This is a genomic window from Microlunatus antarcticus, assembly GCF_014193425.1.
Lineage (GTDB): Bacteria > Actinomycetota > Actinomycetes > Propionibacteriales > Propionibacteriaceae > Microlunatus > Microlunatus antarcticus.
This window is the reverse complement of the sequence record NZ_JACHZG010000001.1, coordinates 979453-992766: the sequence shown is the minus strand read 5'-3', so window position 1 is coordinate 992766 and position 13314 is coordinate 979453. Positions and strand designations below refer to the sequence as shown.

Below are 13314 nucleotides of genomic sequence, written 5' to 3'. Positions count from 1 at the left end.
CGATTACGGCGAGGCGGTGACGCCCTGCTTGACCTGGGCGATCGGGAGCAGCGTCCGGCCGGTCGGGCCGATCTGGATCGAGGTGTCCATCTGCGGGCAGACGCCGCAGTCGAAGCACGGGGTCCAGCGGCAGTCCTCGACCTCGCGCTCGTCGAGGGCGTCCTGCCAGTCCTCCCACAGCCAGTCCTTGTCCAGCCCGGAGTCGAGGTGGTCCCAGGGGAGCACCTCGGCGTACTCGCGCTCGCGCGTGGTGAACCAGGCGACGTCGACGCCCGTCCCGTCGAGGGCCTCGGCGGCGCAGCGCATCCAGCGCTCGTACGAGAAGTGCTCGCTCCAGCCGTCGAAGCGGCCGCCGTCGCGCCAGACCGCCTCGATGACCCGCCCGACCCGGCGGTCGCCGCGGCTGAGCAGGCCCTCGACCACGCCGGGCTTGCCGTCGTGGTAGCGGAACCCGATGGCCTTGCCGTACTGCCGGTCGCTCTGCACCATGGCCCGCAGCTGCCGGAGGCGGTCGTCGATCACGTCCGCCTCGCACTGCGCGGCCCACTGGAACGGGGTGTGCGGCTTGGGCACGAAGCCGCCGATGCTCACCGTGCAGCGGATGTCGCGACGGCCGCTGACCTTGCGGCCGGTGTCGATCACGCGCTTGACCAGGGTGCCGATGGCGAGGACGTCCTCGTCGGTCTCGGTCGGCAGCCCGCACATGAAGTAGAGCTTCACCTGGCGCCAGCCGTTGGCGTACGCGGCGGCGACCGTGCGGATCAGGTCCTCGTCGGTGACCATCTTGTTGATCACCTGGCGCAGCCGCTGGGACCCGCCCTCGGGCGCGAAGGTCAGCCCGGAACGTCGCCCGTTGCGCGACAGCTCGTTGGCCAGGTCGATGTTGAACGCGTCGACGCGGGTGCTCGGGAGCGAGAGCGAGACGTTCGTGCCGTCGTAGCGGTCCGCCAGCTGCTTGGTCACCTCGGCGATCTCGGAGTGGTCCGCGCTGGACAGGCTCAGCAGGCCGACCTCCTCGAGCCCGGTCGCCTCGAGCCCGCTGGCGACCATGTGCCCGATCGTCTCGATGCTGCGCTCGCGCACCGGGCGGGTGATCATGCCCGCCTGGCAGAAGCGGCAGCCGCGGGTGCACCCGCGGAAGATCTCCACCGAGTAGCGCTCGTGCACCGTCTCGGCCATGGGCACGAGCGGCTTGCGGGGATACGGCCACGCGTCGAGGTCCATCAGCGTGTGCTTGCGCACCGTGTACGGGACGCCGCTGCGGTTGGGCGCGATGCGGCGGATCCGGCCGTCGGGCAGGTAGTCGGTGTCGTAGAACTTCGGCACGTAGACGCCGCCGCTCGCGGCCAGCCGCATCAGCAGCCCGTCGCGGCCGTCGGGGCGGCCCTCGGCCTTCCACTCCCGGATCACCTCGGAGATGGCGAGCGCGATCTCCTCGCCGTCGCCCAGCACCGCGGCGTCGATGAAGTCGGCGATCGGCTCCGGGTTGAAGGCGGCGTGACCGCCCGCCAGCACGATCGGGTCGTGCTCGCGGCGGTCGACCGCGTGCAGCGGGATGCCGGCGAGGTCGAGCTCGGTGAGCATGTTCGTGTAGCCGAGCTCGGTGGCGAAGCTCAGGCCGAAGACGTCGAACGCCCCGACCGGGCGGTGCCCGTCGAGGGTGAACTGCGGGACCCCGCGCTCGCGCATCAGGGCCTCCATGTCGCCCCACACCGCGTACGTGCGCTCGGCCAGGATCCAGTCGCGCTCGTTGAGCACCTCGTAGAGGATCGCGATCCCCTGGTTCGGCAGCCCGATCTCGTACGCGTCGGGGTACGACAGGCACCAGCGCACCTCGGTCGAGCCCCACTCCTTGACCACGCTGTTGAGCTCGCCGCCGACGTACTGGACGGGCTTGCTGACGCGGGCGAGCAGCGGCTCGATCCGCTCGAAGAGCGAGTCCGGGCTGGGCGCGTGATCGAGGACCGTCATGGTCCGCCCAGCCTAACGGCGGGGAGCCGGAGCGCCTCTTGACCACGCTGGCTAATTACATTAGCCTTCTGCCTAACACCACAAGCCAAGCAGAGCTGGAGCACCTCATGACCGAGACCCTGACCGTCGGCACCGGCACCCTCGCGTACGACGTCGCCGGCGAGGGACCCCTGGTCGTGCTCGCCCACGGCATCGGCGACAGCCGCCACGCCTACCGCTTCGTCGCCCCGGCGCTGGTCACGGCCGGCTACCGCGTCGCGAACGTCGACCTCCGCGGCTGCGGCGACTCCAGCCTCGGCTGGGACGGCTACACCCGCACCGACATCGCCGCGGACCTCGTCGCGCTCGTGCGCCACCTCGGGGACGGGCCGGCCGTCGTCGTCGGCCAGTCGATCAGCGGCGGCGCCGCGACCATCGCGGCGGCGACCGCGCCCGACGCCGTCGTGGGCGTCGTCGAGCTGGCCCCCTTCACCCGGAAGGTCTCCTACTCCCTGACCGGCCTGCTCCGCGTGAGCCGCTACCGTCGCGGCTTCCTGCTCCTGGCCCGGACCCTGCTGGGCAGCCGGTCCGCCTGGAAGGGCTACCTCGACCTCGCCTACCCGACCAAGCCGGTCGACTGGGACGCCGAGCTGGGCCGCATCGACGCCAAGCTCCGCGAGCCCGGGCGCATGAAGGCGCTGCAGGCGATGTGCCAGGCCAGCCCGACCGACGCCGGTGCGCAGCTGGCGAACGTGCGCTGCCCCGTCCTGGTCGTCGAGGGCGACCTCGACCCCGACTTCGTCGACCCGCGCGCCGAGGGCGGACGGATCCTGGCCGACCTGCCTGCGGGGCTCGGGGAGCTCGTCGTCCTCGAGGGCGTCGGGCACTACCCCCACGCGCAGACGCCGGACCGGTTGCTCGACGTGGTGCTGCCGTTCCTCGCCCGGGTGCTGCCGCGTGCCTAGGGCCGGCCTCGACGCGGCCTCGGTCACCGAGGCCGGGGCGGCGCTGGCCGACGAGGTCGGCTTCGCCGGGCTGAGCATGGGCCTGCTCGCGGAACGTCTCGGCGTCAGGACACCGTCGCTCTACAAGCACGTCGACAACCTGGCCGACCTGGGCCACCGCATCGCGGTGCTGGCCGCGACGGAGCTCGGCGACGCGCTGCGCGACGCCACGCAGGGCCGGGCGGGGTCCGACGCCCTCAGCGCCGCGGCGAAGGCGATGCGCGCGTACGTCAGGGAGCACCCCGGCCGGTACGCGGCCGGCAACAGCGTGGCGCCGGGCGGGCCCGACGACCCGCTCGGCCCGGCCATCGACCGGATGCTCGGCTCCTTCTCCGCCGTGCTCCGCGGCTACGGGCTGGAGCCGGACGTCCAGGTGCACGCGCTGCGGACGCTGCGGAGCGCGCTGCACGGCTTCGCGGTGCTCGAGGCCGAGGGCGGGTTCCGCTTCGCCACCGACGTGGACGAGAGCTTCGCCTTGCTCGTCCGGCTCCTGGACCAGGGGCTGCGGTCGGCGGGGGCCGCGCCTAGCTGAGGCGCGCGTCGTCCTCGGGCGGCTCGGTCTCGTCGTCCGGGGCCGGCCCGAGGTGGAATCCGGCGGCCTCGAGGTCGACCGCCAGGTCGTCGCGGGCCAGCAGGTCGTGGCGGACCTGGTCGGTGCGGTAGACGGTGCGGCCCACGAGGTGCGCCGACACCGGCGCCGTCGCCAGCTGCAGCGCGGCGATGAGGACCAGCGTGCCGAACGACGACCACGTGCGCAGGGAGAGCTCGACCCCGGCGGCGAGCAGGATCAGCCCGAGCGTCTGGGGCTTGGTGGCGGCGTGCATGCGGGAGATGACGTCGGGGAAGCGCAGCAGCCCGAGGGCGGCGGCGAAGCAGAGGAAGCAGCCGAGCAGCACCAGGAACGCGCCGACCAGGTCGAGCACGTCTCCCGCGCTCACTGCTGCCTCCGCCCGGAGCTGTCGGGGTCGGGCCGGTCGGCGTGGCGCCACCGGATGGCGAGATCGCGCTCGGCGACGAACCGCGCGATGCTCACCGCGCCGGCGAAGCCCAGCAGCGACAGCACCAGCATCACCGGCAGCGTGGTCGAGTGGTCGTTGATGATCGCCTCGGCGGCCAGCGTGGCGATGACCACGGCGACCAGCACGTCGGCGGCGACGACCCGGTCGAGGCTGCTCGGGCCGCGGGCCATCCGCGCGACCGTCAGGGTCGCGGCCCCGACCAGCAGCACCGCACCGAGACCGACCATCACGAGCACGGCGATGTGGACGGGACTCATCGGGTCCTCCTCGTCGGGGCGTTCTTCGGGGCGTTCTTCGGGGTGGGCCGCGGGCGGGTCGGGGCGCCGGGGAGCGGTACGCCGGCGTCGAGCGCGGCGATCTCGGCGTCGGTGCCGAAGGCCCGCAGGGCCCGGGCCTCGGCGTCGAGGACGTCCTGCGCGGCCTGCTCGAGCGCCGCCGGCTCCACCGTGTCGAGCACGTGGAGGTAGAGCGTGCTGCCCGCGCGACGCACCTCGAGCACGATGCTGCCCGGGACGAGGGACACGAGCTCGGTGGTCACGGTGGTGATGAGGTCGGAGCGGCTGCGCAGCTGGACGCGGATGATCGCGCTCCGCGGCGTGCGCCGGGAGAACGCCAGACCGACGACGCGGACGCTGGAGCGGACGACGTCGAGCAGGAGCTGCCCGACCAGCCGCAGCAGCGGGATCGCCCGGACGTGCCCGTCACGCTCGATCCGGGGCAGCGGGAAGACGAGGAAGACGAGCACCGACAGCAGCACGCCGGTGATCACCAGGAACAACGAGATGCGGTCCCACAGCAGGACCCAGGTCAGGGTCAGCACGACGACCGCGGCGAGGCTCGGTCGGCGACGCGCCAGGTCGGCCTCGTCGGTGCGCCCGGTCTCGACCCCCGGCTCGGGCTGCCCGCTCATCGCGTCCCTCCCGGCAGGACGGCGCGGACGTACGAGGTCTGGCCGACCAGGTCCGCCGCGGACCGCTGCGCGTAGCCGTAGAGCGGGCCGGCGACGACGGTGAGGCCCACGCCGACCAGCACCAGGACGACGGTGGTCGCGACCATCGGCCACGGCATCCGCCGGCCCTGCGGCAGGTCGTCGGAGTCCTCGTCGCGCGGGTCGCCCGCCGACTGCCCGGCGGTCTCCTCCGGGGTCAGCTCCGCCTCGTCGGCCTCGGTGCGCAGCGGGCGCCAGAAGGCGCGGTTCCAGACCTTGGCCATGGCGTAGAGCGTCAGCAGGCTGGTCACGACACCGCCGCCGACGAGGAGGTACGCGAGGAACCCCCCGTGCTGCACGCCCGCGTCCAGCAGCCCGACCTTGCCGATGAAGCCCGAGAACGGCGGGATGCCGGCCAGGTTCATCGCGGGCACGAAGAAGAGGATGCCGAGCACCGGGGAGAGGGCCGCCAGCCCCCCGAGCCTGGTCAGCGACGTGCTGCCCGCGCGGATCTCGACCAGGCCGACCACCAGGAAGAGCGTCGTCTGGATCGTGATGTGGTGCGCGGTGTAGAAGATCGCGCCCGCGTAGCCGGCCGTGCTGGCCAGCGCGACGCCGAAGATCATGTAGCCGATGTGGCTGACCAGGGTGAAGGAGAGCATGCGCTTGACCTCGGTCTGCGCGATCGCCCCCAGGATCCCGACGATCATCGTGATCAGCGCCGCCCACATCAGCAGCCGGGTCAGGTGGCTGTCGCCGAAGAGCAGCGTCTGGGTGCGGATGATCGCGTACACGCCGACCTTGGTCAGCAGCCCGGCGAACACGGCGGTGACCGGGGCGGGCGCCGTCGGGTAGGAGTCCGGGAGCCAGGCCGACATGGGGAAGACCGCGGCCTTGATCGAGAACACGGTGAGCAGCAGCAGCTGCAGCACGAGCGCCACGTCGGGCGGGAGGTCGCGCAGCCGCATCGACAGCTGCGCGAGGTTGACCGTGCCCGTGGCCGCGTAGACGGCGGCGATCGCGATCAGGAACAGCGTCGAGGACAGCAGGCTGACCAGGACGTACGTGCTCCCGGCCCGGACGCGGGCGCCCGTCCCGCCGAGGGTGAGCAGCACGTACGAGGCGAAGAGCAGCATCTCGAAGCCGACGAACAGGTTGAACAGGTCGCCGGCCAGGAAGGCGTTCGACACGCCCGCCGACAGCACCAGGAACGTCGGGTAGAAGATCGAGATCGGCGTCTCGCGGCGACGTTCCGCCTCGGGCGCGCCCATGGAGAAGAGCAGCACCGACAGCGTCACGACGGACGACACGAGCAGCATCAGCGCACTCAGCCGGTCGGCCACGAGCGCGATGCCCAGCGGCTGCGGCCAGTTGCCGACCCACAGCACGAGCGGTCCGCGCGCGTCGGTGAGCCACACGAGCAGCCCGGCGATGGTCGTCACGCTCACCAGGACGAGCGTCGCGACCACCCGCTGGGCCCGTGGACGGCGGTTCAGCGCGAGCGCGAGCCCGGCCCCGAGCAGCGGCAGCAGGACGGGCAGGGGCAGCAGGTTGTTCACGTGCCCTCCCCCGCGCGCTCGTCCCGGCTGACCGGGTAGCCGGCCGGCACCGGGGCGGCCTTGGGGACCTCCGGCGGCGGCTCGGGCTCGAACCCCACCGGGTCGGCGTCGGAGCCCTCGGGGTCGGCGGTGACCCGCTCCCCCTCCTCCTCGCCGGTGGCCTGGCCCTCCTCGTCCGGGTGCCCCTCGACGTCGGAGTCGTAGCTGCCGGACGTCTCGTCGTCGACGGCCAGGCGGCGGATCGCCGCGTCCTCGACGTCGTCGGAGACCTCGTCGTGCCCGGTGATCTGGAAGCTGCGGTAGGCCAGGGTCAGCAGGAAGGCGGTGACCGCCAGGGTGATGACGATCGCGGTGAGGACGAACGCCTGCGGCAGGGGGTCGCTCATGTCCTGCGGCTCGGTGACCCCGGTGATCGGGGCGCCGCCGGCGGCACCGCTGGCGACCAGGAACAGCACGTTGACCCCGTTCGAGGCGAGCAGGACACCGACGAGGATGCGGGTCAGGGAACGTTCCAGGACGAGGTAGACGCCGGCGGCCACGAGCGCGCCCGCGACGAGCGCGAGCGTCAGGTTGGGGCTCATGCCGCCACCCGCCCCGGCGACGGCGCGCGGTCCTCGGCCTCGTGGGTGTCGATCCCGGCACCGAGGCTGCGGGCCAGGTCGAGCATCACCCCGATGACGACGAGGTAGACGCCGACGTCGAAGAAGACCGACGTGACCAGGTGCGGCGAGCCCATCAGCGCCAGCTCTCCGAACGGGGTCGCCACGGCCTCGAGGGCGCCGAAGTCGACCGAGATGTCGTAGCTCTGCCCGATGCGACCACCGAACGCGGCCGGTCCGAGCAGCCCCAGGGCGGCCAGCGCGAGGCCCGCCCCGAGGACCTTGCCGGCGTCGACCGGCGCGGCCTCGTCGAGCTCGCGGCTGCCCGCGGCGAGGTAGCGGATCATCAGCGCCATGCCCGCGACGAGGCCCCCGGCGAACCCCCCGCCGGGCGCGTTGTGCCCGGCCATCAGCAGGTAGACCGAGACCACGATCATGACCGGGAAGAGGACCCGCGTCACGACCTCGAAGACGATCGAGCGCCGCGCCGGGGACAGCGCCTCGCCGCCGCGGAGCCACACCGTACGACCGCTCGGGAGGTTGCCGGGCACGGGCGCCTCGGGTCGCAGCGGCAGCGCGGAGTAGCGGCTGCGCAGGAAGATCAGGCTCGCGACGCCGGTGGCGGCGACGACGAGGACCGAGATCTCCCCCATCGTGTCCCACGAGCGGATGTCGACGAGCGTCACGTTGACGACGTTGCGGCCGTAGCCGAACGTGTACGCGACCTCGGGGTAGGTCGCCGACACCGGCACGGCGATGCGCGCGCCCGTGGTGACCAGGCCGATGCAGACCACGACCGCGCCGACGGCGACGGCCATGACCAGGCGCCACCACCGGCTCGACGACAGCGGCCGGCTCGTGAAGTACTTCGGCAGCTTGCGCAGGACCAGCGAGAACACGACGAGCGTGACCGTCTCCACCAGCACCTGGGTGAGCGCCAGGTCGGGCGCCCCGTGCAGCAGGAACAGCACGGCCACGCCGTAGCCGGTGACGCCCGCGAGCATCACGGCCCGCAGCCGCCCGCGCGAGCTCGCCGCCGTCACGGCCGCGACGACCATGAGGATGCCGGTCAGCAGCTGGGCGGGGGTGTCGAAGAGCCGGACCGTCGGCCACTGCCGCACCATCAGCAGCGCGCCGCCCGGGAAGACGATGAGCACCAGCAGGATCGAGCCCAGGTAGACCGGGACCGAGCCGCGCTGGGTGATCGCGGTCGTCTCCACCGAGAGCCGGTCCAGCCCGCGCATGACCCGCTGGTAGGCGGTCTCGGCCTCGTACGGGGCGGGGAAGGTCGACTGCGCACGGGCGATGAAGCCGCGCTGCCAGAACAGCAGGACGCCGCCGGCGAGCGAGATCGCCGTCATGCCCAGCGGCGCGGTGAAGCCGTGCCAGAGCGCGATGCCGTGGCTCTCCTCGCCGACGGAGAAGGCCGAGACGTAGCCCTCGAAGGCGTCGGTCATCGGGTGGCCGAGGAAGCCCCCGACGAGGCAGGCGAGCCCGAGCAGCACCGGGGCCGCGGCGAAGGCGGCCGGCACGCGGTGGTCGGCCGTGGTCGGCGACTCGGTGCCCGTGGGGTCGAGGAAGTAGTCGCCGGACTTGCCCATGAACGCGCCCCACCAGAAGCGGAGCGTGTAGGCGACGGTGAGCGCGGAGCCCGCCACGAGCGCGGCGGCGAGGATCACCGCGGGCAGCGGCAGGACGCGGGTGCCGTCCCCGCCGACCAGGTAGGTCAGGCTCTCGAAGCCGGCCTCCTTGGCCACGAAGCCGAGCGTCGGCGGGACCGCGGCCATCGAGGCGCAGGCCAGCAGCGCCGCGCCGGCGACGACCGGCATCCGCCGTCCGACGCCGTGGAGGCGGCGCAGGTCGCGCGTCCCGGCGCTGTGGTCGACGATGCCGACGACCAGGAAGAGCGTGGACTTGAAGAGCGCGTGCCCGACGAGCAGCGCGAGCCCGCCCAGCGCCGCGGAGCGGGTGCCGATCCCGCAGAGGACCATCAGGAAGCCGAGCTGGCTGACCGTCCCGTACGCGAGCAGGACCTTGATGTCGTACTGCCGCAGGGACCGCCAGCCGCCGATGATCATCGTCGCGGCACCGAGCGTCAGCAGGACCGGCCGCCAGCCCGGCGTGCCGGCGAAGACCGGCGCGAGCACGGCCACGAGGTAGACGCCGGCCTTGACCATCGCCGCCGCGTGCAGGTAGGCGCTGACCGGCGTCGGGGCCGCCATCGCCCCCGGCAGCCAGAAGTGGAACGGGACCAGCGCGGACTTGGTCAGGGCACCGACCAGCAGGAGCAGCACGGCCGTGACGACGTACGCCGAGCCGACCCCGGACGCGGCGGCCGCGTCGAGCACGCCGGAGAGCGAGAACGTCTCGTAGCGGACGCCGAGCAGCACGATCCCGGTCAGCATCGCCAGGCCGCCGAAGGTCGTGACCATGAGCGCGGTGAGCGCGGCCCGGCGGTTGGCCGCGAAGCGCGGGTTGTGCCCGACCAGCAGGTAGGAGAAGACCGTGGTCAGCTCCCAGAAGACGTAGAGCCCGACCAGGTCGTCGGAGGTGACCAGGCCCGTCATGGCCCCCGCGAAGGCGAGCAGCACCGCGCCGGTGCGGAGCGGCGGGTCGTCGTGGGAGAAGTAGCTGCGGCAGTAGAAGAGCACCAGGGCACCGACGCCGCTGACGACGAGGGTCAGCACCCACTGCAGGACGCCCATGCGGAACGACACGTCGATCCCGAGCGCCGGGATCCACGCGTAGCTCTCGGTGACCACCCCGCCGGCCAGCACGGTGGGCCCCTGCAGCGCCGTCCACACCGCGGTGGCCGCCGGCACGAGCGCCATCACGTAGAAGGCGCGGCAGCGCAGCCGTCGCAGCAGCCACGGCGCCACGAGGGCGACGCCGAGGTGCAGGACGAGCAGCGGAATCACGAGGGTCCTCGTCGGGATCGGCGGCGGGGACCCCCGACCTTAGTCGGCGTCGGCGGTGCCGCCGAACCTCACGAGCACCGCCCCGCCGGGCTCAGCCGAGCTCGGGGAACCAGAACGCGATCTCGCGGGCGGCGGACTCCGGGGAGTCGGAGCCGTGCACGAGGTTCTCGCGGTTGGACAGCGAGAGGTCCCCGCGGATGGTGCCGGGGGCGGCCTTGCGCCCGTCGGTGGCGCCGTTGAGGGCGCGCACGACCTCGATCGCCTCGTCCCCCTCGACGACCAGGGCGACCGACGGGCCGGAGGTGATGAACGTGCGCAGCGGCGGGTAGAAGGGCCGGTCCACGTGCTCGGCGTAGTGCTGGTCCGACTCCTCGCCGGTCACCTGGCGGAGCTGGAGGGTGACGAGCCGCAGGCCCTTGGCCTCGAAGCGCGCGAGCACGGCCCCCACGAGGCCGCGGCGGACCGCGTCCGGCTTGATCAGGACGAAGGAGCGCTGCGTGGGCGTGTCAGTCATGCGCGAAACCCTAGCGGGGCAGCACCCCAGCGCAGGCCCAACCAGCGCAGGACCACCTCGCCCTGCGCCCGCTGAAACGCCCGGACGGTGGGCAGGCCCGGCGGGTCGGGCCGGCGGGCGACGTCGACGAAGTACGCGCCGAGCCCGGCCAGGACCGCGTCGACGTCGTCGGCCGCGACCTCGGGCAGCCACGCCGCGCGCAGGTCCTCCAGCGGCGCGTGCGGGTCGTTGAGGCCGACGTTGACGAGCAGCGCGAGGCGGTCGAACCAGCCCGCACCGCGCGTGGCCCACGGCCAGTCGACGACGACCACCGACCCGTCGGGGCGGACGAGCAGGTTGTCGGCGCGGACGTCACCGTGGACGAGCTGGTCGCCCGCGAGGGCCGCCTCGCCGCGGTCCGCCGCCGCCGTCAGCCGGTCCAGGTGGCGGGCGGCCCAGGGGTCGAGGGCCGGTGACGGGTCGGCGCGCAGCCGGTGCCAGCCCGCGAAGTCCTCGGCGAAGCCGGCGCCGGTCTCCGGCAGCTGTGCGAGCCCGTCGGTCAGGGGGATATCGGCCACCACCTCCAGGGCCTCGCGGACGGCCTCGAGCTCGGCCCGCCGCCAGGGCAGGTGCGGGTGGCGTCCGTCGACGTCGGCGAGCACGAGCGCGACCCAGTCGCCGTCGTCCCAGCTGCCGAGGAGCGTGGGCACGGAGCCGACGGGGGGCAGCGCCGCGCCGAACGCGATCTCGCGGCGGTGGAGCACGGGCGACTGCGGGTTCAGCGACCCGCCCACCGCCTTGGCGAACGCGCGGCGGCCGTCGGCGGTGACGACCCGGTCGGCGCTGCCCGGCGAGAACCCGCCGGGCTGCGACACCGCCTCGACGACGGGCGACCCGAGGATCTCCTCGACCGCGAGCCGGACGCTCGCGGGCAGGTCGGCCCACCCCACGCGTACGCCCGCCGCCTCGACCACGGGGGCATCGTCCCTCAGCGGTCAGCCGACGAGGGAACCGGTGGTCCAGGCCCCCTGGCCGAGCAGCACGAGCTCGCGCTGGTGCAGCGGGCTCAGGCTGCTGCGGTGGCCGACGCTCACGACCGTCGTTCGCGGCAGCCGCTCACGGACGAGGCTGTAGAGCGCGTGCTCCATGCCCTCGTCGAGCGCCGAGGTGCTCTCGTCGAAGAAGACCAGGGTCGGCTGCAGGAGCAGCACCCGACCGAAGGACAGGCGCTGCCGCTCGCCCGGCGAGAGCGTCGTCATCCAGTCCTTGGTCTCGTCCAGGTGGTCCGCGAGGTGGCCGAGCTGGACGTCGGCCAGCGCCTGCCGGACGGCCTCGTCGGGCAGGTCCTCCGCGGGCGCCGGGTAGGTGATGGCGGAGCGGAGCGCGCCCATCGGCAGGTACGGCTGCTGGGAGCAGAAGATCACGTGCCCCTGGGGCCGCGAGACCACGCCGCGGACGTACGGCCACAGCCCGGCCAGGCTGCGCAGCAGCGTCGTCTTGCCGGTCCCGGAACGACCCCGGACCAGCAGCCACTCCCCCGGCTCGACGGTGAGGTCGAGGCGGTTGATCAGCGGCTCGCCGCTGGGCATGAACACGTCGAGACCCTCGACCTCGATCCCCACGGTCCGGTTGGAGCGCAGCGGGACGGGCAGGTTCCGCGCCTGGTCGTTGGCGTCGAGCAGGCCGGTGAGGCGGTCGAGCGTGGCGCGGTACCGCGCGAAGTTGTCGTAGGTCGTCCGGAAGAACGAGAGGGCGTCCGAGACGTTGCCGAACGCCGTGGCCGACTGCTGCAGGTCGCCCAGGGTGATCTGCTGGCTGAGGAACCTCGGTGCCTGCACGACGAGCGGGACGATGTTCGCGATCTGGCTGATCACGGAGTTGAAGGCGATGAACTTCAGGTTGCGGAAGACGAGGGCCCAGGCGTTGGCGATGACGGCGGAGAACCGGTTCTGCAGCCCGGCCTCCTCGACCCCCTCGCCCCCGTAGAGGGCGATCGGCTCCGAGTTGTCCCGCACCCGGGTGAGCGAGTAGCGGTAGGAGGCCGAGAGCCGCTCCGAGAGGAAGTTGAGCTTGATGAGAGGGCGACCGATCCGGATCGCGATGAAGGTCGAGACGATGATGAAGACGTAGGCGATGACCACCAGCGCGCGGGGGATGGTGACCGGGCCGAGGGTCAGCGGGCCCGACAGCTGCCACAGGATGGCGGTGAACGAGACCAGCGTCAGCATCGACCCGATCAGGCCGAGGACGAGGTCCTGGCTGTCGTTGGTGAAGGAGGCGACGTCGGCCTGGATCCGCTGCTCGGGGTTGTCGATGGGATCGCTGAGGAACCGGCCCCGGTGGTACGCGGTCCCGCTCAGCCAGTCCGTGAGGACCTGCGTGTTCGTCCACTGGCGCCAACGGATGATCTGCAGGTTGCTGATGTAGATCGCGACGAGGTTCACCGCGATGTAGATCGCCGCGATCACGCAGAAGATCACGACGGTCACCCAGAACGCCCGTGCGTCGAGGTTCTGCAGGGCCGTGTAGAGCGCGTTGCTGTTGTTCGACAGCAGCACCGAGATCCGCACGTTCACCACGGTGACGAGCAGGAGCAGGAGCACGGTCAGCAACGGACGCCAGCTGCGACGCTCGCCTCTGCGGGGCTTGAAGTACGGGCCCGAGAGGCGCCAGAACTGACGGCCGAACTTCGTCTTGCGGCACAGCAGGAGACCGAGCAGGAACGACCCCACGACGCACAGCACGAAGGCACCGACGACCCACAGCAGGCTCGAGCCCAGCTCGTTCAACCAGTTCACCGAGGGCTCCTCGTGCTCGCGACCGGAAGCGGTCGGGCAGGAGCAT

The 13314-nt window shown here is 72.6% G+C and carries 12 protein-coding genes; 2 read left to right on the top strand and 10 right to left on the bottom strand.

Features of this window, described 5'->3' with window-relative positions; genetic code table 11:
* Positions 1-3: 3 nt before the first annotated feature.
* Positions 4-1971: a TIGR03960 family B12-binding radical SAM protein gene (locus FHX39_RS04605; protein ID WP_183336999.1), complete on the bottom strand. Its 1968-nt coding sequence runs from the start codon at positions 1969-1971 to the stop codon at positions 4-6.
* A gap of 107 nt (positions 1972-2078) precedes the next feature.
* Here FHX39_RS04605 and FHX39_RS04600 point away from each other — a divergent pair, with 107 nt between their 5' ends.
* Positions 2079-2915, top strand: a complete 837-nt coding sequence (locus FHX39_RS04600; protein ID WP_183336998.1) for an alpha/beta fold hydrolase — start codon at positions 2079-2081, stop codon at positions 2913-2915.
* Positions 2908-3486 (top strand): TetR/AcrR family transcriptional regulator, encoded by a 579-nt coding sequence (locus FHX39_RS04595; protein WP_183336997.1) that lies wholly within the window; start codon positions 2908-2910, stop codon positions 3484-3486. The genes FHX39_RS04600 and FHX39_RS04595 overlap by 8 nt, the downstream gene beginning before the upstream one ends.
* On the opposite strand, the gene mnhG is transcribed toward FHX39_RS04595, so the two are convergent.
* The 9 genes from mnhG to FHX39_RS04550 form a co-directional block, all read right to left on the bottom strand.
* A complete protein-coding gene (gene mnhG, locus FHX39_RS04590; protein ID WP_183336996.1) occupies positions 3479-3892 on the bottom strand; it encodes a monovalent cation/H(+) antiporter subunit G in 414 nt (137 codons plus the stop codon). The two genes, FHX39_RS04595 and mnhG, sit on opposite strands and share 8 nt — an antisense overlap.
* Positions 3889-4230, bottom strand: a complete 342-nt coding sequence (locus FHX39_RS04585; protein WP_183336995.1) for a monovalent cation/H+ antiporter complex subunit F — start codon at positions 4228-4230, stop codon at positions 3889-3891. Before FHX39_RS04585 ends, mnhG begins: the two co-directional genes overlap by 4 nt.
* Positions 4227-4883, bottom strand: coding sequence for a Na+/H+ antiporter subunit E (locus FHX39_RS04580; protein ID WP_183336994.1), 657 nt, complete (start codon positions 4881-4883; stop codon positions 4227-4229). The genes FHX39_RS04585 and FHX39_RS04580 overlap by 4 nt, the downstream gene beginning before the upstream one ends.
* Complete coding sequence (locus tag FHX39_RS04575) at positions 4880-6460, bottom strand: Na+/H+ antiporter subunit D (protein WP_183336993.1); 1581 nt, start codon at positions 6458-6460, stop codon at positions 4880-4882. Before FHX39_RS04575 ends, FHX39_RS04580 begins: the two co-directional genes overlap by 4 nt.
* Positions 6457-7041 carry a Na(+)/H(+) antiporter subunit C gene (locus FHX39_RS04570; RefSeq protein WP_183336992.1) on the bottom strand — a complete coding sequence of 195 codons (585 nt, stop codon included), beginning with the start codon at positions 7039-7041 and terminating at the stop codon, positions 6457-6459. The genes FHX39_RS04575 and FHX39_RS04570 overlap by 4 nt, the downstream gene beginning before the upstream one ends.
* On the bottom strand, positions 7038-9977 hold the full coding sequence (locus FHX39_RS04565; RefSeq protein ID WP_183336991.1) for a Na+/H+ antiporter subunit A: 2940 nt from the start codon (positions 9975-9977) through the stop codon (positions 7038-7040). Before FHX39_RS04565 ends, FHX39_RS04570 begins: the two co-directional genes overlap by 4 nt.
* A 91-nt stretch (positions 9978-10068) precedes the next feature.
* Positions 10069-10491 (bottom strand): nucleoside-diphosphate kinase, encoded by a 423-nt coding sequence (gene ndk, locus FHX39_RS04560; RefSeq protein WP_183336990.1) that lies wholly within the window; start codon positions 10489-10491, stop codon positions 10069-10071.
* The gene (locus tag FHX39_RS04555; protein WP_183336989.1) at positions 10488-11444 is read right to left on the bottom strand and encodes a phosphotransferase; all 957 of its coding nucleotides are present in this window, start codon (positions 11442-11444) and stop codon (positions 10488-10490) included. The genes ndk and FHX39_RS04555 overlap by 4 nt, the downstream gene beginning before the upstream one ends.
* A gap of 21 nt (positions 11445-11465) precedes the next feature.
* Positions 11466-13268: an ABC transporter ATP-binding protein/permease gene (locus tag FHX39_RS04550; RefSeq protein WP_183336988.1), complete on the bottom strand. Its 1803-nt coding sequence runs from the start codon at positions 13266-13268 to the stop codon at positions 11466-11468.
* Positions 13269-13314 lie beyond the last annotated feature (46 nt).

Bases quoted from the DNA above. Each gene is read 5' to 3' on its own strand.
- FHX39_RS04605 (WP_183336999.1), bottom strand. From the start codon at position 1,971: ATGACGGTCCTCGATCACGCGCCCAGCCCGGACTCGCTCTTCGAGCGG.
- FHX39_RS04580 (WP_183336994.1), bottom strand. From the start codon at position 4,883: ATGAGCGGGCAGCCCGAGCCGGGGGTCGAGACCGGGCGCACCGACGAG.
- FHX39_RS04570 (WP_183336992.1), bottom strand. From the start codon at position 7,041: ATGAGCCCCAACCTGACGCTCGCGCTCGTCGCGGGCGCGCTCGTGGCC.
- FHX39_RS04585 (WP_183336995.1), bottom strand. From the start codon at position 4,230: ATGAGTCCCGTCCACATCGCCGTGCTCGTGATGGTCGGTCTCGGTGCG.
- ndk (WP_183336990.1), bottom strand. From the start codon at position 10,491: ATGACTGACACGCCCACGCAGCGCTCCTTCGTCCTGATCAAGCCGGAC.
- FHX39_RS04600 (WP_183336998.1), top strand. From the start codon at position 2,079: ATGACCGAGACCCTGACCGTCGGCACCGGCACCCTCGCGTACGACGTC.